Origin of the sequence: Leuconostoc sp. LN180020 (assembly GCF_014844115.1) — a bacterium.
GTDB lineage: Bacteria > Bacillota > Bacilli > Lactobacillales > Lactobacillaceae > Leuconostoc > Leuconostoc citreum.
In genome coordinates, this window is the sequence record NZ_CP039736.1 from 770,188 (window position 1) to 789,869 (window position 19,682).

Annotated in this window: 21 protein-coding genes; 19 read left to right on the top strand and 2 right to left on the bottom strand. The window is 39.2% G+C overall.

Features of this window, described 5'->3' with window-relative positions; translation table 11 throughout:
- Positions 1-4: 4 nt before the first annotated feature.
- The 6 genes from FAZ25_RS04080 to FAZ25_RS04105 all read left to right on the top strand — a co-directional run bounded on the left by FAZ25_RS04080 (position 5) and on the right by FAZ25_RS04105 (position 7,497).
- On the top strand, positions 5-565 hold the full coding sequence (locus tag FAZ25_RS04080) for a sigma factor (protein WP_004899328.1): 561 nt from the start codon (positions 5-7) through the stop codon (positions 563-565).
- Between the two features lie 89 nt (positions 566-654).
- Positions 655-1,980, top strand: a complete 1,326-nt coding sequence (gene eno / locus FAZ25_RS04085) for a phosphopyruvate hydratase (RefSeq protein WP_004899326.1) — start codon at positions 655-657, stop codon at positions 1,978-1,980.
- A gap of 241 nt (positions 1,981-2,221) precedes the next feature.
- Complete coding sequence (locus FAZ25_RS04090) at positions 2,222-2,809, top strand: DNA-3-methyladenine glycosylase I (protein ID WP_048801684.1); 588 nt, start codon at positions 2,222-2,224, stop codon at positions 2,807-2,809.
- A gap of 64 nt (positions 2,810-2,873) precedes the next feature.
- A complete protein-coding gene (locus FAZ25_RS04095; RefSeq protein WP_004899322.1) occupies positions 2,874-4,367 on the top strand; it encodes an HD domain-containing protein in 1,494 nt (497 codons plus the stop codon).
- Complete coding sequence (locus FAZ25_RS04100) at positions 4,367-6,511, top strand: RNA degradosome polyphosphate kinase (protein WP_012305431.1); 2,145 nt, start codon at positions 4,367-4,369, stop codon at positions 6,509-6,511. The genes FAZ25_RS04095 and FAZ25_RS04100 overlap by 1 nt, the downstream gene beginning before the upstream one ends.
- Positions 6,508-7,497, top strand: coding sequence for a Ppx/GppA family phosphatase (locus tag FAZ25_RS04105; protein WP_004899305.1), 990 nt, complete (start codon positions 6,508-6,510; stop codon positions 7,495-7,497). The genes FAZ25_RS04100 and FAZ25_RS04105 overlap by 4 nt, the downstream gene beginning before the upstream one ends.
- On the opposite strand, the gene FAZ25_RS04110 is transcribed toward FAZ25_RS04105, so the two are convergent.
- On the bottom strand, positions 7,489-8,478 hold the full coding sequence (locus FAZ25_RS04110) for a LacI family DNA-binding transcriptional regulator (protein WP_004906875.1): 990 nt from the start codon (positions 8,476-8,478) through the stop codon (positions 7,489-7,491). The genes FAZ25_RS04105 and FAZ25_RS04110 overlap by 9 nt on opposite strands.
- A 112-nt stretch (positions 8,479-8,590) precedes the next feature.
- Between FAZ25_RS04110 and FAZ25_RS04115 the strand changes: the two genes are divergently transcribed.
- From FAZ25_RS04115 to FAZ25_RS04135, 5 genes are read left to right on the top strand one after another with little or no spacing between them, the layout of a single operon-like run.
- Positions 8,591-8,848, top strand: coding sequence for a hypothetical protein (locus FAZ25_RS04115; protein ID WP_004899297.1), 258 nt, complete (start codon positions 8,591-8,593; stop codon positions 8,846-8,848).
- A gap of 11 nt (positions 8,849-8,859) precedes the next feature.
- Complete coding sequence (locus FAZ25_RS04120; protein ID WP_004906872.1) at positions 8,860-9,615, top strand: sugar phosphate isomerase/epimerase; 756 nt, start codon at positions 8,860-8,862, stop codon at positions 9,613-9,615.
- On the top strand, positions 9,612-10,889 hold the full coding sequence (locus tag FAZ25_RS04125) for a hypothetical protein (RefSeq protein WP_004899292.1): 1,278 nt from the start codon (positions 9,612-9,614) through the stop codon (positions 10,887-10,889). The genes FAZ25_RS04120 and FAZ25_RS04125 overlap by 4 nt, the downstream gene beginning before the upstream one ends.
- 23 nt (positions 10,890-10,912) lie before the next feature.
- Positions 10,913-11,881: a sugar kinase gene (locus FAZ25_RS04130; protein ID WP_004906870.1), complete on the top strand. Its 969-nt coding sequence runs from the start codon at positions 10,913-10,915 to the stop codon at positions 11,879-11,881.
- Positions 11,878-12,816 (top strand): phosphoglycerate dehydrogenase, encoded by a 939-nt coding sequence (locus FAZ25_RS04135; RefSeq protein ID WP_004906868.1) that lies wholly within the window; start codon positions 11,878-11,880, stop codon positions 12,814-12,816. Before FAZ25_RS04130 ends, FAZ25_RS04135 begins: the two co-directional genes overlap by 4 nt.
- A gap of 136 nt (positions 12,817-12,952) precedes the next feature.
- Here FAZ25_RS04135 and FAZ25_RS04140 read toward each other — a convergent pair whose 3' ends face one another.
- Positions 12,953-13,588, bottom strand: a complete 636-nt coding sequence (locus tag FAZ25_RS04140; RefSeq protein WP_004899283.1) for a YigZ family protein — start codon at positions 13,586-13,588, stop codon at positions 12,953-12,955.
- A 17-nt stretch (positions 13,589-13,605) separates the two neighbouring features.
- On the opposite strand from FAZ25_RS04140, the gene FAZ25_RS04145 reads away from it, so the two are divergent.
- The 8 genes from FAZ25_RS04145 to nusG all read left to right on the top strand — a co-directional run bounded on the left by FAZ25_RS04145 (position 13,606) and on the right by nusG (position 19,676).
- A complete protein-coding gene (locus FAZ25_RS04145; RefSeq protein WP_004906866.1) occupies positions 13,606-14,886 on the top strand; it encodes a DEAD/DEAH box helicase in 1,281 nt (426 codons plus the stop codon).
- A gap of 245 nt (positions 14,887-15,131) precedes the next feature.
- Positions 15,132-15,554: a ComF family protein gene (locus FAZ25_RS09625; RefSeq protein ID WP_004906864.1), complete on the top strand. Its 423-nt coding sequence runs from the start codon at positions 15,132-15,134 to the stop codon at positions 15,552-15,554.
- An 81-nt stretch (positions 15,555-15,635) separates the two neighbouring features.
- Entirely contained in the window at positions 15,636-16,184 is a 549-nt protein-coding gene (hpf, locus tag FAZ25_RS04155) for a ribosome hibernation-promoting factor, HPF/YfiA family (protein WP_004899274.1), read from the top strand.
- A gap of 161 nt (positions 16,185-16,345) precedes the next feature.
- Positions 16,346-17,881 (top strand): YhgE/Pip domain-containing protein, encoded by a 1,536-nt coding sequence (locus tag FAZ25_RS04160; RefSeq protein WP_004906863.1) that lies wholly within the window; start codon positions 16,346-16,348, stop codon positions 17,879-17,881.
- Between the two features lie 73 nt (positions 17,882-17,954).
- On the top strand, positions 17,955-18,545 hold the full coding sequence (locus tag FAZ25_RS04165) for a TetR/AcrR family transcriptional regulator (RefSeq protein ID WP_004904410.1): 591 nt from the start codon (positions 17,955-17,957) through the stop codon (positions 18,543-18,545).
- Between the two features lie 51 nt (positions 18,546-18,596).
- Complete coding sequence (rpmG, locus tag FAZ25_RS04170; RefSeq protein ID WP_004899264.1) at positions 18,597-18,746, top strand: 50S ribosomal protein L33; 150 nt, start codon at positions 18,597-18,599, stop codon at positions 18,744-18,746.
- An 11-nt stretch (positions 18,747-18,757) separates the two neighbouring features.
- Positions 18,758-18,931 (top strand): preprotein translocase subunit SecE, encoded by a 174-nt coding sequence (gene secE / locus FAZ25_RS04175; protein WP_004899259.1) that lies wholly within the window; start codon positions 18,758-18,760, stop codon positions 18,929-18,931.
- A gap of 136 nt (positions 18,932-19,067) precedes the next feature.
- Positions 19,068-19,676 (top strand): transcription termination/antitermination protein NusG, encoded by a 609-nt coding sequence (nusG, locus tag FAZ25_RS04180; RefSeq protein WP_036058301.1) that lies wholly within the window; start codon positions 19,068-19,070, stop codon positions 19,674-19,676.
- Positions 19,677-19,682: the final 6 nt, after the last annotated feature.

Sequence of the window (19,682 nt, forward strand, 5' to 3'; positions counted from 1 at the left end):
ATATTTGGGTAAGGACAAATTAGTTCCAGTTGTACATGCAGCACAAAGAGGACATGATTTTGCTTATCATGTTTTAATAAAACATTTAAAGGGTGCTGTATTTGATGTCCATCGTCGTAAAATAAGTGGTAGAATGACGGCCGATGATTGGTATGCTGATGGATTGGAAGTATTGATTAAATGTGTTAATAAATTTGATACACGACAACCACGTGCTAAATTTTCCACTTATTTTATTACGGCATTATCAAATCATGCAACAGATTTAGTTAGAGCACATTATACTGCTAAATCCGATTTTGAAAAAACAATAATGTCAGACAGTGCTGAAGCGGATGGTTACTGTTTCGAACAAGGAACAGATACTTATAATCCAGAAAAGTTAGTTATTTTAAAAGATATGTTGCAGCATACTGAACTAGCGCAAACAGCCGAATTTAAAAAAGCAGCATTACATTTTTTGGGTGTAAAAGCAATGACTACTTCAAGTAGCGGGCGCCGCTTGGAGCAAATGCAATATCGCCTAAAAAAGGCGATTAATCATGCGATTGAAGCCCCATTGTGAAATAATTATGCGACAACGTGTGTTTCAACGAGCTCTCTGTGATATAATATACATGGTATAAAACCATAAACCAAAGGAGAAATAGACATATGTCTTTAATCACTGATATTATCGCACGTGAAGTTCTTGACTCACGTGGAAACCCTACACTTGAAGCAGAAGTTATCACAGAATTAGGTGGTTTCGGTCGCGGTATGGTGCCTTCTGGTGCCTCAACTGGTGAACACGAAGCTGTTGAATTGCGTGATGGTGACAAGTCACGCTTCGGTGGTAAGGGTACAACAAAGGCTGTTGCCAATGTTAACGATGTTATCGCTAAAGCTTTGGTTGGTAAGTTCGATGTAACTGACCAACGTGCAATCGATCAAGCTATGATCGAACTCGACGGTACAGAAAACAAGGGTAAGTTGGGCGCAAACGCTATCTTAGCTGTTTCAATTGCAGCAGCACGTGCTGCTGCCGACGAATTGGGTGTACCATTGTTCTCATATTTGGGTGGTGCAAACTCATACGTATTGCCTACACCAATGATGAACGTTATTAATGGTGGTGCACATTCAGCTAACAAGGTTGACTTCCAAGAATTCATGATTATGCCTGTTGGTGCACCAACAGTTAAAGAAGCCATTCGCTATGGTGCTGAAACTTTCCATGCTTTGAAAAAGTTGTTAGAAGCAGACGGTAAGGCAACTTCAGTTGGTGATGAAGGTGGCTTTGCACCTGATTTTGCTGATAATGAAGAACCATTGAAATATTTGATCCGCGCTATTGAAGCAGCTGGTTACAAGCCAGGTAAGGATATCGCAATTGCAGTCGATGTTGCCTCATCAGAATTATATGATGCAGCAACAAAGACATACAAGTTGCGTTGGTCAACAGGTGATGAATTCACAACACCTGAATTCATTAAGTATCTTGAAGACTTGGCTGATCGTTACCCAATCATTTCAATCGAAGATCCTATCGATGAAAACGAGTGGGAAGATTGGGCTGAAATCACTTCTGAATTGGGCAAGAAAGTTCAATTGGTTGGTGATGACTTCTTTGTTACTAACACGCAATACCTACAAAAGGGTATCAACATGGGCGCTGCTAACTCAATTCTAATCAAGGTAAACCAAATTGGTACTTTGACAGAAACTTTCGAAGCCATTGAGATGGCCAAGGAAGCTGGTTATACAGCTATCGTGTCACATCGCTCAGGTGAAACAGAAGACACAACAATTTCTGATTTGGTTGTTGCTACAAATGCTGGTCAAATTAAGACAGGTTCATTGTCACGTACTGATCGTATTGCAAAGTATAACCAATTGATCCGTATCGAAGAATTGTTGGATACAACAGCACAATACAAGGGTATTCATTCATTCTACAACTTGTCAGCTGCTGCTCGTGAAGCTATTCAAGCGAAGTAATAATTTAATGCCGAAATCATACCTTTGGGTATGATTTTTTTTTACATATAATTAACAATGAATGGTATGATTAATTTTAACAAGAGTAAAAATTATAATGGTAGGTTAAGAGCATGAAACAGAAACCACTTGTGATAACAATAACTGCCGGAATTACTATAGCAACTATTGCACATATTATTTATTGGCAAACTCGTGATGCAAGGACTAGAGAGAAGGAACCAATCAGTAGGATATTACGATGGCTAATACAACAAAAATAGCGCGGTGTGCATGGGCCTCTGGTAGTAAAACGACGCCTTTAATGATGACATATCACGATCTGGAGTGGGGACATCCCCTAAAAAATAATGATAGCTTGTTATTTGAGCTATTAACATTAGAAATATTTCAAGCTGGTCTGAGCTGGGAGATTGTATTAAAAAAGCGTCATCACTTAAAAAAAGCCTTTTGGTCGTTTGATCTCGAATCTGTGGCAAAAATGGGTGATGATGATGTTTATCGGTTGTGCCAGAACGCTGATATCATTCGTAACAAGCAAAAAATTTTAGCCACGATTCATAATGCAAAGGTAATTCAGCAAATACAGACATCATATGGTAGTTTCTCAAATTATATATGGCATTTTACGGAAAATCAGGTGATAGATCACAATATTCAGATACCAGCAGAGGTGCCGTCAAAAGATGCATTGTCAGAATATATTTCAAAAGCAATGAAAAAGATAGGGTTTAAGTTCACGGGGCCAGTTGTTATATATGCTTACTTGCAGAGTATTGGAATCATTAATGATCATGAGTCAAATTGTACTTTTAAATATCACAACTAATTTTTTAGGGGATAAATAAATAGTTCATGTGATAAACTAAGTGTAAATAAAAATTGAGGAAATTATGGCAAAATTAGAGGGTGTAATTTTATTAAATTCCAGCACCGCTGCGTTGCAAATTGTCAACGTGACGACTGGTAAACGAATTGAAAATGTCACGCGTGAGTTTAATGAAAGCGATATTAATGCACCAGTATTTTCAAATGAGATTATGCATCGTGCATTAGCACAAGTACAACGTTTTCAACAATTACTCCGTGATTATGATGTGACCGCCGTTAGATTGTATGGTAGTGAAGCGCTCTCACAAATGAAAAATGCTGTTTACTTTGCAGATCAAATTCAAAACATCACGGGTTTGAATTTGAGCTGGCTTAATGGTAATCAAGAAAGTTACTATCGGCAGTTAGCAGTTAGACGAGCACAGCTTGATGGCAAAACGTTATTGGTTGATGAAGATGTTTTTGTACTGGGTATGAGTTCTACTCGAGTGGATTTGGGCTATTTTGAACATGATTATTTTAAATTTTCGCAGCATTCGTCTGTTGGTCCGATTAGATTGGCTCAAACGATTCATGATATGGCTGTTGAAGTCACGGAAGAAACAGCTTTGGCCAGTGAATTTATTAACAGTAAACTGGCTGATTTTTGGCATATGTTACCACCGTTCAATGCTATTGACCGATTGATTTTATTAGGAGCAGATACAGCGCAACGTATTTTTCTGCCCGAAAACAAGCATTGGGTTGCAGTATCAAAACAAGACATTCAGTTAGTTATTAGTGATTTGGGTCGCTTAAATGATCAAGCCATTATTGAAAAATATGCCGTTGATTTCAACGACGTACCATTTGCTTTAACCGAAATGTTACTTTTAATGAATGTTATGCAGGCTACTAACGTTAAAACAGTTCAAATCAGTGATTTAACGGTATTAGATGGTCTCATTGTACAGGATGTTCGTGATGATAACGATATTATTACTGCTGCGCGTGGTATAGCTGATCGGTATATGGTTGAGGAGAATCACCGTGAAATTGTCTTAACTTATGCAAACCAGTTATTTGACCGCTTAAAGCGAGTGCATCATCTGGGAAAGCGTGACCGACTGTTACTCAGTATTGCTGCACTTGTCCACGATGTGGGCAGTTTCATCAACTCTCAAAAACATTATCAGTATTCCGAAGAAATTTTATCGGGAATAGATTTTCATGGTTTATCGACCGTAGAACAACGTATGATTGCCACTATTGCCCGTTACCATAGTGCCGAAACGCCAGATAGTGCCTTACAAGGCACACATGAATTTTTGCCACAAGAACGCCTACGCATTGCTAAGTTGGCGGCGCTATTGCGCCTAGCAGATGCTCTAGATGACAGTAGACTACAAAAAATAGATAAATTGTCAGTTTCAATCGGGAAGGAAAAGATAACGGTCACAGGACAGACAGTTGCTAATTTACAATTAGAAATTTATGTTTTCAGACAAAAAGCCAGTTTCTTTGAAACGGTATTCGGCTTACCAATTGTGTTAAAGAAAAAGGGGAGAAGAAGTTAATGGTCGATTTTAAACAGCCAAAATACTATGTTAATCGTGAAATTAGTTGGCTGGCTTTTAATGATCGTGTGTTAGAAGAAGCGCGCGATACTGCTAATCCATTGTTTGAGCGAGCTAATTTTTTGGCGATTACACAAAAAAATATGGACGAATGGTTCATGGTGCGTGTCGCTAGCCTGCAACAACAAGTCATGCTAGGTCATGATAAAGTTGATGCTGCAGGGCTAACACCAAAACAGCAGTTAGATGATGTGTCGGCGATTGCTGGGCAACAAATTAGAGATCAGTATCAAGTATTAACGCGTAGTTTGTTACCGGCACTAAAGCGAGAAGGCTTAACACTATTAAAACCAGAGCAGCTTTCTAAAACACAGCACAATTTTTTAAAACATTTTTTTGAACAAGAAATTTTGCCTGTTTTGACACCGATGGCAGTGGATTCTACGCGACCATTTCCTTTTCTAGCAAATGACACTTTGAATATTGGGGTACGATTAAAAAAATCAGGTGAAAAATCAGAAAAATATCTTGCTTTTTTGCAAGTACCTGAAACTTTCACACGTGTAATTGCTTTGCCAGAGGAACAGCAGGCCATTTTATTAGAAGATGCTGTTCAGATGTTTTTAGCTGCACTATTTCCTGGTTATACTATCAAAGAATCTATGGTTTTCCATATTTTAAGAGATATGGAACTCGATGTTGCTGATGATGAGGATACGCCAAATATTTTACAAGAAGTGCAATCCAAGCTACAAGAGCGTGAACGTGGTCGAATTATTCGTGTGATTTTATCTAGTACAGCAAGTAAGGCGTTTACAGCCAAGCTAGTCAAGCTATTGCACGTTGATGAACAGCGTGTTTATGCCGTTAATGGGCCAATTGATTTAACTTTTCTAAATGTATGGCTAAAAAATAATGTGAATGCGCAACTTAAATTCTTGCCGTTTAAAGGTTTCAATAACCCAGATTTAGCCCCTAGTCGTATTTTTGAAAGTATTCGTGCAAAAGATTACCTTCTACATCATCCTTATGATTCTTTTCAATCTGTATTATCCTTTATCCAGACAGCAGCTCAAGATGATCAAGTCTTAGCTATAAAAATGACGCTCTACCGTGTGTCAGGAAAATCCCCTATTATTAAGGCCTTGGGATTAGCCGCACAACGTGGTAAGCAGGTGACGGTTCTTGTAGAAATCAAGGCACGTTTTGATGAAGAAAATAATGTTCATTGGGCGCGAGAATTAGAAAAGCAGGGCGTTCATGTCGTCTATGGGTTACGTGGTTTAAAAACACATGCGAAAGTGACGTTAATTGTGCGTCGTGAAGAAGGTGATATTCGCCGTTACATTCATCTTGGTACAGGGAACTATAATGATGTCACGGCTAATTTTTACACCGACTTGGGGTTGCTCACGAGTGATGCTGAATTAGGCGCTGATGTGGCGTCAATTTTCAATATTTTGACAGGCTATTCAGATCCAGGTTATTTTCACCAGTTACATATGTCCCCTGATGGTATTCGTGAATTTATTTATGAACAAATTGATCGTGAAATTGCCAATGCGAAGGCTGGTAAGCCAGCTGGTATTAAAATGAAATTTAACTCATTGTCAGATGAACGCATGGTAAAACATCTATATGCAGCCAGTCATGCAGGTGTACCAATACATCTCATTGTACGTGGTATTACTATCTTAAAAGTTGGAATTTCTGATGTAAGCGAGACAATCAGTGTGCACTCGATTGTTGGTCGGTTCTTAGAACATAGTCGCATTTATAGCTTTGAAAATGATGGAAACCCCAAAGTTTACCTATCATCAGCTGATTTAATGACTCGTAACTTAGACCGACGTGTTGAATTATTGTTCCCACTCAAGGATGATAAGTTACGCGATAAAGTATTAGAAATATTTGAAACAATGTGGCAGGATAATGTTAAAACGCGTGTGTTACAGGCTGATGGACAGTATGAGAAGAAAGATCGGCGGGGGGTTGCAAGATTAAATGCACAAGAAACCTTCATTGAAGCCGCTGTTCGGCAAACGGATCAAGAGTTAAAACAACAAAAATTAACTGAAATGACCCAGCGCTTTGAACCATTAAATAACCCGTTTACCAATGAAAATGAGGAGGAAAAATCATGACAGTCATTGCAGTCATTGACTTAGGCTCTAACTCTGTTCGTATGACAGTGAGTCGCTATCATGCGAATGGGTCGTATGATGTTTTAGCGCGCTTTCAGGAAATGGTTCGCTTATCAGCAGGAATGGGTAAGGAAAAAGTACTACAACCAGAAGCTATTAAGCGGACATTAGTTGCCTTAGAAAAATTTAAGTTGGCATTAGAAGCATATAATCAAGATAAGTTGTCAGTACACGCTGTAGCAACAGCGGCGGTACGTCAAGCCAGCAACCAAAAAGAATTTTTATCAGCTTTTAAAAAGACTATGGGTTTCAATTTACGCGTCTTAACTGGTGAAGAAGAGGCCCATTATGATTATGTTGGTGTTGTGAATACCTTTCCAATTCATGATGCTTTAATTTTGGATACCGGTGGCGCGTCATCAGAAATTGTATTAGTACGAGATAAAAAAGCTATTCATGCTGTTAGTTTACCAGTTGGTGCGGTTAATATTTCTGAGCGCTATCTAGAACGAGATATCGTGTCGGCTCGTGCACTGTTTCAGGCCATTATTGGTTTGAGACAGCTATTTGGCGATATTGCATGGTTACACGAAGCGATGAATTTACCACTGATTGCGTTGGGTGGGAGCAACCGAACATTAGCTAAAATCAGTCGCAAAAAAGAAAAAATTCAAGATATGGCCATTCATGGCTATCATTTGACCATGTCAGATGTTGCGACAATATATCAAGAAATTTTAGGAAAAAATTTAGAGGGACGTAAAAAAATCCCCGGCCTAGCTAAAGAACGTGGGGATATTATTGTTGGTGGCCTCTTACCTCTTATTGAGTTATTGCTTTACACCGAAAGCCGACAAGTGATATTCTCTCAGAGTGGGTTACGCGAAGGGTTCTTATTCGAACAAATTACTTTGAATACAGGACACGATGTTGTATCACCGGAGCCTGCTGCTATGACAGTTGACACCGAGGATGTATCACAGTGAATCTCTGATGTGTAGAAATGCAGGAATGCGAACAATATCTGCAGGAAATTGATCTCGTTCAATATTTTGGATGAGTGTATCGGCTGCAACACGCCCAATTTCTTGGGGATTTTGTGAAACAGCCGTAATGGCAGGTGTTAACATATCTGCATATTGGTCATCGTCATAACCAATAATGCCAACTTGATCTGGAATAAGAATCTTTTGTGTCTGTAAAAATCGAATAGTTGACCATAAAACATGCCCATTTAAAGCAAAAATGGCTGTTTTTTTTGTGCACTTTAAGTAAGACAGTAATTGGCCTTCCCAATGGCGATCTGAAGTAATCTCAATTTGACTAATTTTAATTGTTGTTGTTGCCAAGGCGTCGGCAAGTCCTTTTAGACGATTCATACGGCTTGAAATGCCATGAATGTGGTTAGACAAAACAACAACCTGTTCGTAATTTGATTGTTTTAATAGGTTAGCGACCTCACGTGATTTTTGATAGTTATCTGAAACGATGGCTGGCCAAATGACAGGGTGAGTGTAGCGATCAACCTGTACAACTGGTAACTGTGCATCGATGATATTTTGGTAATGACTGGGATGATTAGTCAGTGGTTGCAGAATAACCCCATCGACTTGTTCGGTCATCATTTTTTCTAGATTACTTGCCTCACGTGTCGAATCATTATCAGCATCCATGATTAATACTTGATAGGGTGTTGATTGAAAGTAGTCACCAATACCTTTAAGCAAACGAGAAGTATACATATTTGAGATATCGGCAATTGCGACACCAATCAAAAAAGAGCGTCTTGCTTTGAGTGATTGCGCTTGACGGTTGGGGTGATAATCTAGCCTCGCAATGGTTGCTTCAATACGCGACCGCGTATTGGCAGACATGTTATCGAACTTACCATTTAGAAAACGAGAAATCGTGGTCTTTGATACGCCGGATTCGCGAGCAATATCAACAATTGTCACTTTTTTATTCATAAACTTATTATACTTTAATTTTAAAATAAGTCATTGACAAAGAAATTGAAAGCGTTTACACTTATCTTGTAAACCGGTTTCCGTAAACGATTAACCTAAGGAGAATCACGTCATGAATGACCAACCGATGCATATTGATCCAGAAAAATTCGCTTTCAAATTTCTTGAGGCCTATCATTTTGATTTCAATACGCAACATTTAGAACAACAGGCGAAACAAGAATTAGCTGCTTACTTATCGGCCTATTATCTTGCTGATAGATTTAATCAGATTGAGCATCAAAATTTTAACCGTCCAGCCAAGACAGATTTGTCGCATTTAGGGTTTGACGAGCTACTCAAGCATGTGACCAACTTAAATAATTATTGAGAGGAAATATTATGAAAACAGAACAAATTGTATTAAATCTTTTGGTTTTTGATCAATCACGAAAAGCAGGGATGCAACAATTGGCTATGTTACACCATGTTGTTGATTTGGGAATTGGCGCAGCTGAAATACGTCGTGAATATTTTGATGATGTAACAGCTGAAATTGCAGGTATTGCTAGTTACGCCAAAGAACATCAATTACAATTGTTTTATTCTGTGCCTGATGAACTCTTCGTTAATCAGCAATTAAATCCGAAATTAACGCAATATTATGATGAGGCTCAAGCGATGGGCGTAACTGCCATCAAGTTTAACATTGGCGATTTTATAGCATTTTCGCAATCGGATGTCAGTGAGCTCAAGCAATTATTGGCACGTGGCATTCAGACAAATATTGAAAATGACCAAACATTAGTTTCAGGTCGATTAATGCCTATTCAACGTTTTATGGTCGGTGTGCAGCAGTCTGGCCTAGACGTTGGTTACGTTTATGATATGGGTAACTGGCGATATGTTAACGAGGATGAAGTGGCGGCTGCTCAGCAATTAAGTCACGTCGTGCGTTATATTCATGTGAAGGATGATCAAGGGGTTGCAGAAACACTTAAAACAGTGCCCTTAGGTGAAGGGGAAATTCAGTGGCAAAATATTTTACAGTTATTACCAAGTAATGTCCCTGTTGCTATTGAATATCCAACACAAGATGACACGGTGATTAAAAGGGGAATTGATGATCTCCTAAACTATGAGGCGCATCAATCATGACGAATATTATAATCAGTATACTATTATTGTTAACATTTATTGGTTTTATTTATTTCATCATTAAAGGTGGCAATTTAGTCATTGGTTTCTTTGTAATGGCTATCTTGTGGTCAGTCATCGGACTGATACCATTTAATCAAGTCATTCAAAATGTGATTGCAAAACCAGCCTTAAATTATGGCCCCACTATTATTTATATCGTATTTGGTTCATGGTTTGGGCGGGTGTTAGTTGATTCTGGCATTGCCGGCTCAATCTCTGCTCAAACACAAAAAGTGGGCCGGAAAGCACCAGTACTTGCTGCTATTTTAGTCGTCTTAGTCACTGCTTTGATTTTTTCATCAGCTTACGGTGTTGGTTCAGTGATTGCCATAGGTGTTATTTTAATTCCAATACTATTATCAATTGGTGTACCGAAAAAAGTTGCAATACCAGCATTCACTATGGCAATTGGTGCGCCAATGTATATCAATGTTGTGCTATTTAATCAAATTAAAGCATTTTTTCCATCTGTTAATTTTTCTGGAAAATATCTCGTTTTTGGTTTAGTAGCAATGTCTGTGCAATTATTAGGTGTGATACTATTTATTCTGCTTCATGCTAAACAAATTAAAAATGGCAAGATTGAAACTATCGCCGATTCTGAAGAAACTACCATAACGCAGACACATCCTATCACATATATTATTCCCATATTGCCAGTTGCTTTAAATATGTTTTGTCATTGGGATGCGATTCCAGCTTTACTGTTAGCAACAATTATTGCGCTATTGTTCACAGGACAAATGGCATCATATACAAAACTGGTTGCTTTCATTAACAAAACAGTTAGCCAAGCTATTAATGATATTTCTGGGCTCATTATTTTTTTGATGGCTTTGGTGATGTTTGCTGGCGCAGCAACTGCCAATGTGCCACATTTTAAAAGTATGATTGAGGTTATTTTGCCACATAATCCGCTAATATTAGCAGTAGCAATTGGTATATTAGCACCGTTAGCCTTGTTTAGAGGCCCTTTACATGTCTGGGGTGCGGGGGCAGCTACCGCGGCAGTATTAGCAGCAACTGGCACATTTTCGCCAATGTTTTTACTGCCACTACTTTACACGGCTAGCATTATGGCGGTTTCAATTGACTTAACCCAATCATGGAATACTTGGGCATTGACCTATTCCAAATTGGAAACCAAAGAATTCTTAAAAATGGGCATACCAGTCATGTGGGCTGTGTCTATTGTGAATGAACTATTAGTTTATGTATTTTTCGGACATTAATAATATATAGAAAGTGTGGAAATATGAGTGAAATACTAACGTTAGGCGAACCTATCGTCACGTTTACAGCAACTGATTTAAATGCTGGTTTAGTAGATAGTATTAATTATTACAAGTTTTTAGGCGGTGCCGAATTGAATGTCTTAATTGGCGCCACTCGTTTAGGACATACAACCGACTATATTTCTCAAGTAGGGGCCGACCCATTAGGACAATTTACGATTAAAGAAATCGCGCGTCATCAAGTTGGCAATCAATATATTTCAGAAGATGCGAAGCATTGGACAGCCTTTCAATTGAAAGAACTAGTTGACCAAGGTGATCCTAAAACTTTTAATTTTCGAAAAAATTCTGCTGCCGCGCATTTAACACCGGACAAAATTGATGCTATTGACTTAACAACTACCAAAATGGTGCATCTTTCCGGTATTTTTCCGGCGATTTCTGTACAAGCACGTGAGACCTTTAAATATTTTGCTGAAAAGGTTATTGCGCAAGGAATTACAACGACTTTTGATCCTAACTTAAGGCCAGCTTTGTGGGCAACTGAATCAGAAATGATAACAACCATCAATACATTAGCAAAATATGGTACCATTGTGTTGCCTGGTATTGATGAGGGTGAAATTTTAGTCGGTACGCGTGATCCGGAAGCAATTGCTGATTTTTACTTAGGTAATAGTGAACGTACGACCACTGTTGTTGTTAAATTAGGCACTAAGGGTGCTTATATTAAAAGTAAATCAGGTGAAAGTACAATTGTTCCTGGCTTTAAGGTGGCTAAAGTCGTTGATACGGTTGGTGCCGGGGATGGTTTTGCACTTGGTCTTATTACAGCTCTGATTGAGGGAGCCACTATGACAGAGGCAGTAACACGTGGCAATGCAGTCGGTGCCTTGCAGGTTCAGACAACAGGGGATAACGATGGCTATCCCACACAATCAGAGTTAGCTGAATTTCTTTCAAGCAACGTACAAGGAGTTAGAAAATGACAAAAAAAGTATATTTACCAGATGATATTCCTGCTGTGGGCAAAGACATTTTGACAGCTGCAGGTTTTGAAGTCATTGTTGGTACCGGTCGCCAACGCGAGATCATGAAAAAAGAAGGTGCCGAGGCAAATGCTGTGCTTATTGGCACACAAACTTTTGACGAAGACATTATGCGGGCTATGCCAAACCTGCAAGTCATCGCGCGTAATGGCGTTGGTTATGATGCTGTTGATATTGCAGCAGCTACGCGACGGGGTATTTATGTTGTCAATACGCCAAAAGCACTATCTAGTTCTGTTGCTGAAACAGCTGTTGCTGAGTTATTGGCAATTAGTAAGAATCTATACCAAAATGCTAAGGCTATTCATGAGGATAACTGGGGTTACCGTAAACAACACCCAGGACGCGATGTTGCCGGTAAAACGGTTGGTATATTAGGTTTTGGCAGAATTGGGCAGCAAGTCGCTGAAAAGTTGAGTGGTTTTGGTCTCCACGTCATAGCTTTTGATCCATTTGCAAAGTCTACTGACACAGTCACCATCGTTGACCGTGAGATGGTGTTTAAAAAATCAGATTATGTGATGATTCATTTACCAGCCATGCCGGAAACGATTCATTCGATTGGTAAAACAGAGTTTGACATGATGAAAAATGATGCCTATTTAATCAACATGGCACGCGGTAACATCATCGTGACGTCAGATTTGGTTGCTGCACTAAAAAATCATGATATTGCTGGCGCAGCTTTAGACGTTTTCGAAGAAGAACCACTACCCGTAAGTGACCCTTTGGTCGCATTAGATAATGTGCTATTAACGCCACATATTGCCTCCAATACGGTAGAAACGAAAGAACGTATGGCTATTGATGCAGCACATGATATTGTTCGAGTGCTTATGGGTGATCAGCCAGTATCATCAGTTAACCAGATATAGTAACAAACAAAAACAGCACAGATTAATCTGTGCTGTTTTTTATAATGATCCACCCGGGAGTCGAACCCGGATTTCAAGAACCGGAATCTTGCGTGCGATCCATTACACTAGCGGATCATAACTATTTAATTATAGCCTATTTGGTTGGAATTTCAAAGAAAGTTTCGTCACCAATAGCGATATTAATTTGTCCAGCGAGTAAATCGTTCAAAGTCGTCTCTACTGCTGTAATATTTTCTTCGGCAATGGGCACAATAAAGTGGACATTTGTGTCATAAATGACATCCAAAATATGATATTGCTGATTGGTCAACCAATAATTTAAAGTATCACTATGCTTGTAATCTACCGTGATTGTTACTTTGATTCGGGTCAAGCGTGTAACCAAACCAGCTGCTTTTATGCCGTCAGCCGTGGTGCCGGCATAGGCACGAATTAAGCCACCGGCTCCTAGCTTAACGCCGCCAAAATATCGAGTGACGACAGCAACGACATCGTGTACCTGATTTTTCTGTAAGACTTCTAACATGGGTACACCTGCTGTACCGCTAGGTTCACCATTATCAGAATAACGTTGAATTTGATCACGGTCGCCAATCATGTAGGCAAATACGTTATGTGTTGCTTTATGATGTGTTTTCGTTATACGATTAATAAAATCACGTGCTTGTTCTTCTGAGTTTACGCGGGCTATATTGAAAATGAAACGTGATTTTTTAATAACTTGTTCCCAAGTGTAGTCGTGTGGTGCGATTGTGACATAATTATTCATATATCGTATTATACAGCATGAATAACTACTATGGACGTCAGATTGTTAATCCTAAAATTGCATCAGTACCAGCAGGTATTATTGTCAGGCCAGCTTTTATTTCTGGTATTTGTCAGCGTTGCGGACAGCAACAACTTGCCCCCTTGCCGAACCAGCAGTTCTATTGTTTAGCATGTTTGTCACTAGGGCGTGTGAGTTCGTTAGATGTACTATGGTCATTACCAGAGCCCAATGCTTTTGCCCATCACGAGATGACTTTGACATGGCAAGGGACACTAACGGCTCAACAACGATTAGTGAGTCAGGCTTTAATCGATACGCTGGGCGCACAACAAGAACATCTTGTTTGGGCAGTTACGGGTGCTGGTAAAACTGAAATGATGTTCCCGGTAATTTCTCATGCTTTACAGGCCAAGCACCGCGTAGCTATCCTCTCACCAAGAGTAGATGTTATTGTTGAGTTGGCACCTAGAATAGCAACGGCTTTTAATACGACGCCAATGGCTGTCTTATATGGGACGCAAGAAGAAAACTATCGCTATACAGCGCTAGTTTTGGCCACGACACACCAAATGTTACGTTTTAAATCGGCATTTGATTTATTAATTATTGATGAAGTGGATAGTTTTCCCTATGTGAATAATGCCATGCTAGCATATGCTGTTAAACAAGCAAAAAAAGCTGAAAGTACAGTCATTTATTTGACTGCTACACCAACAAAAATCATGAAAAAGCGTGCTGAACGTCGTGAGATAAACGTTTCCTACTTACCTTTGCGATTTCATCAGCACCCATTACCAACATTAAACGTGAGTTTAGTCGGACGTTGGCGAAAAAAGTTGCCACAGAAACTGCTGCGGCAATTACGTCAATTTCAAAAGCGGATGCAACGTTTCCTGATTTTTGTACCACGCGTTGCTGATACGCTAGTTATTTATCGCAAGATTAGTCAACGCTTTCCCGATATGTTGGGTGATTTTGTTCATGCAGGGGATGTCTCACGTCAACAGAAAGTGCAAAATATGCGGGATGAAAAAATTCAGTACTTGGTGACAACAACCATTTTAGAACGAGGTGTAACTTTTCCTGGTATTGACGTCCTGATATTGGGTGCTGAGGAGGAAACTTTTAGTGAAAACGCACTTGTTCAAATTGCTGGTCGGGTCGGCAGAGACAACAAAAGGCCCACTGGTTTGGTTCGAGCTTACGTCCAACACATTAATCTGAAGGTTTTAGCTGCCAAACGGCAGATTAAATTAATGAATCGTCGTGGGGCAACGTTAGGTGGCAAACGTTGATGTGCCTTATTTGTCAAAAAAAGCGACGCGAAACAATTAGCCTATTAGAAACACTAGGTTTACTTAAACAAAAACACCAAACAATCTGTGAGCAGTGTGCCACTCAGTTTGCAAGCATTACGTTGTCTTGTTCCGGTTGTGGTCGACAGCAAGAACATAATGAGCTTTGTTATGATTGCTGTCGTTGGCAAAATCAGGGCCAACTCTTGCTAACTCATCAAGCATTATATGTATATAATGACGCTATGCATGACTATATGCAGCGCTATAAGTTTAATGGTGAGTACGCTTTGCGTCATGTATTTAATCGTCAATTAATACAGGCAGTTCAAAATATAGAGATAGATTTGGTTGTTCCAATACCAGTTAGCCAATACACATTACTGACAAGAGGTTTTAATCAAACGCTTGGCTTATTTGAAGGCTTACGATATCAACAATTATTATCAGTGTCTCAAGCAAAAAAAACAGATCAATCCCGGTTTAATCGGCAAAAGCGCCTAACGCGTGCGCAACCTTTTGTTATAGCAAACCATACATCTTTAAGCGGAAAATCCGTTTTGCTGATTGATGATGTGTATACTACCGGAAGAACGCTCTATTATGCAGCAGAATTAATCTACACACTAGGGGCTAAAAATGTGAAAAGTTTGTCTTTAGCGCGGTAAATATGAAAAAATGATTATTTTTACAGAAAACGCTTACACTTATGGTATAATAACTATAGTAACTCAATGGAGGAATTAATTATGTTAGATTATAATGTACGTGGCGAGAATATCGCGGTAACTGATGCACTTCGTGACTATGTCGAAAAGCGTTTAACTAAGTTAAACCGATACATTGAAGAAAAGTCGAGTGCTAACGTTAATTTACGGACCTATAAGTCGGATAATTCCGGTAAGGCGGAAGTCACAATTGTACTACCTTATGTTGTCTTACGTGCGGAAGATACAAACCCAGATTTGTATGCTGCGGTTGATGCCGTTTCTGAAAAGTTAGAACGTCAAATTCGTAAGTATAAGACTAAGATTAATCGTAAGTCAAGGGAAACGGGCTTTAAGGGCATTGATTCAAAAAATGAAATTCCTGCAACTGATTCTGATGATGAAGCATTGCAAATTGTTCGTACGAAGCAAGTTGATTTAAAGCCAATGTCACCTGAAGAAGCAGCGCTACAAATGGATTTGTTAGGGCATAACTTCTTTATTTTCAGAGACGCTGATACAAATACAGATTCTGTTATTTATAAGCGTCAAGATGGTAAGTATGGCTTACTGGAAACAGTCGAAGACTAATTTTGATTGACATAGGAGCGGCGTCATGACGTTTAGCTCCTTTTTGATGTACAAAAACCTTATATGACAGAATTGTTTTAAAAGTCATAAAACTTTATAAAGCCTAACAAAAAAGCTGTTTTTATCGGTATGCTATTATTAGCAGATAGAAGAGGTTTTTTATGTTAAAGTGGCATGATGTATTAGAAGACAGACGACAATTAATCACATGGCTTTGTGCGATATGTATTCCAGTATGCCTACTTATCGGTATGATAGGGGTAGTTGGGCATCGGACAGAACAGGCAAAACAATTACGTGTAGCGGTTGTTAATTTAGATCAGGGTGGTCAGTATCAAGGCAAGCAACGACAAGTTGGACAGGAAGTCGTTGCAACGCTTAAGCGTACGCAGCAATTTAAAACGATAACTTTTAAAGACGCAAAACAAGCTCGGCAAGCACTTAAAGACGGTCGTGTGGCCAGCACTGTTATTATTCCTAAGCAATTAACGCAACAGTTAGGTCAGTTCCAACAAAATGGCCAAGCAACAGCAATCACACGCTTAGTGGCCAGTGGTCGCAATCAATTTGCTGCTAAGTATATACAGGAAAAATTAAACCAAGTATTAGCGCAAGAAAATACAATGCTTATGGTCGGCGCAGAAAATAATACAATATTCAAAAACATTGCTAGTCAAAGTGACAAGTTAGCTCAGCAATCCAATGATTTGCAAGTTAATTTGCAAGCAATAGGTAATGGTATTGATTCGCAGACCCTAGGGGATTTGCAGGACACAGCTGGTGATGTGGCAACTAAATTAGCTAATTATTCAGCGCAATTAAATGACGCCATCAATGCTGGCGATAGTGCTAAAACGCAAGCAATGGCGGTAGCGATTAACAATCTGTCATACACGATGCAAAGTAGTGTTGTTGGTGGCATTAGCAATGCGAACGCTAATTTAGCTCAGACAAAAGCACTTAGCGACCACAATGGTAGTATTCAATCCAGCGCTAGAGCAATCCAAAGTCAACAAGCAGACATAGCAGATAAATTAAAAACATTGTTTGGTGACAATGATGCTAATAAAAATACGTCACCACTAACGCAATTAATGGTTTTCAAAACGGACGACACACAACTTGTTCAGCAAGATGGACAGGTGTTTTTACCTTATCTATTAGTTATTGGGGTAGCACTTTTGGCCGCTTTAATTGGCTTGTTGCTTCCAAATATGGAAGCTAATCAAGATATTCTTGCTTTAGAACAATGGTGGCGTATCTTTAGAATAACTGGTGTATTGAGTACAGTTGCCGTCATTTTGATGTCTTCGACTGCTGTGATATGGCGTATTTCAGTGGGGAATATAGTCATCATTATAGGTGCTTCACTCCTGACATCTTGGGCAATGATTGCGCTGGTCTGGTTTTTGAAACAATGCTTAGTTTTAGTTGGCTGGTGGGCGTCTGTCTTATTATTAGTTATCCAAATCATCTTTGCCCAACCTATATTGGCGGCAAATTCAGTGACAACACTTATGCGACAACTGTTACCATTATCAGCTTTGCATGATACGCTACAAGGGGTAATTTTTGCTGGTGATATACAGCAAGGCATTGTGACAATAGTTATTTGGTTTATGGCTCTGACAATATTTGTCGTGGGTTACTATCGTGTCAAGCAAAGACGTCATTTTAAAGCAGCTATTGAGCAGTAATTATTTTGCTGCAAATAAGATGTATTTCTGATAAAGTTTAGCAATAGACTTGATGTAAAAGGTAACAAGCAAGATGACAGTTAAAACACAAGCAAATGAAGCAACGCGTGAAAAAATTATGCTAGCCGCAACGACAGTATTTTTATCACACGGTTACGAACAAACAACGACACGAGATATTTCAAAATTACTAGGCATTAGCCAGCCAGCACTTTATCACTATTTTGGTGACAAAGAGGCACTTTTCGTCGCAGTAATTAAACGTGTTGGGCACCAGGTTTTTTCAGACATGTCTGATATTTTAGCCCAACAGTATGCGCAACCAATTGATCAGTTAACAGCATTAACAACAGTGATTGTGACGCGTCATCCGCGAGACGTGTTTACCTTGATTCACGGTAGTTTTGCAACGCTTTCAGCAGAAAGTCAACAGCAATTAGGTCGCGTGTTTGGTCATGACTATGTTATGCCAATTACCCATTTTTTTGAGCAAGCAGCCGTGAAACGTAGGGAAAATATCGATGCGCGTATGGCAGCTTCCTTTTATATTACTAGTTTAGCCCCGTTATTTGGCAGCTTTCACGCACTTGATGACAACTTGAACATGACGGCGCGAATTCAACAGTTATTGGATCTCATTTTTTATGGTGTCTCAGAACGTTGAGTTTTAAAGGCTTAAATGTTATCCTTGTATAAGAATTAATGGAGAACATATATGGCAAGTCAAAAAGTATCACTCGCGTGTACAGTATGTGGTTCTCGCAATTACACAGTCACTTTATCAAAAGATCGCACAGAACGTTTAGCGGTCAGTAAGTATTGTTCTTTTTGTGGGAAGCACACGTTACATCAACAAACAAAGTAAAGGTTACGAAAATGTTGAAATATTTTAGAAACGTTGCAGCAGAAATGAAAAATGTGACATGGTTGTCACCAGATCAAGCCTCAAAAGAGACAGTAACAGTTATTACTGTGTCAGTTGTGTTTGCGCTATTTTTAGGCGGCGCCGATTGGCTAATGCAAAGTGGCTTTAATATGATCATGAAATAATAGCAGTATATTCAAAAATGTAGTATACTGTTTATAGCGAGGAGAACTTCTGTGGAAGTTCTTTTTTATATTACAAAAGAAAGGGCGCATTTAAGGATAATTCACTCAGATGATTATCGTTAAATCGATTAATAACATGTCAGAAAATAACGAAACCCCCATTACAAACACAGATGATATCGAAAAGTCTTGGTTTGTCGTTCATACATACTCAGGGTATGAGCATAAAGTAAAAGCAAACTTAGAGTCGCGAACACAGACAATGGGTATGAGTCAACAAATCTTTCGGATTTTGGTACCAGAACAAGAAGTGACAACAATCCAAGATGGTGAAGCTAAGACTTCAGTTGAAAATGACTTCCCAGGCTATGTTTTGGTTGAAATGGCAACGCCACAAGACTACAATATGACTGATGAAGCTTGGTACGTTGTCCGTAACACACCAGGCGTTACAGGGTTTTTGGGTTCGCACGGTGCGGGTTCCAAGCCAAATTCATTGTTGCCAGAAGAAGTTGATTTGCTGATGAAGCGTATGGGTATGGTAACACGCGAAGTGGTCGATCTTGATGTCGAAGTTGGTCAAGTTGTCAAAATTATTGCTGGACCTTTTTCAGGTATGGAAGGAACAGTTACTGCTATTGATTCAGAAAAGCAAACTTTGGAAGCCACAGTTGAAGTCTTTGGTCGTGAAACACCGACAGAACTTGACTTTGCTGATGTCGACACTGTTTTAGATGAAGCTTAAAAAAAC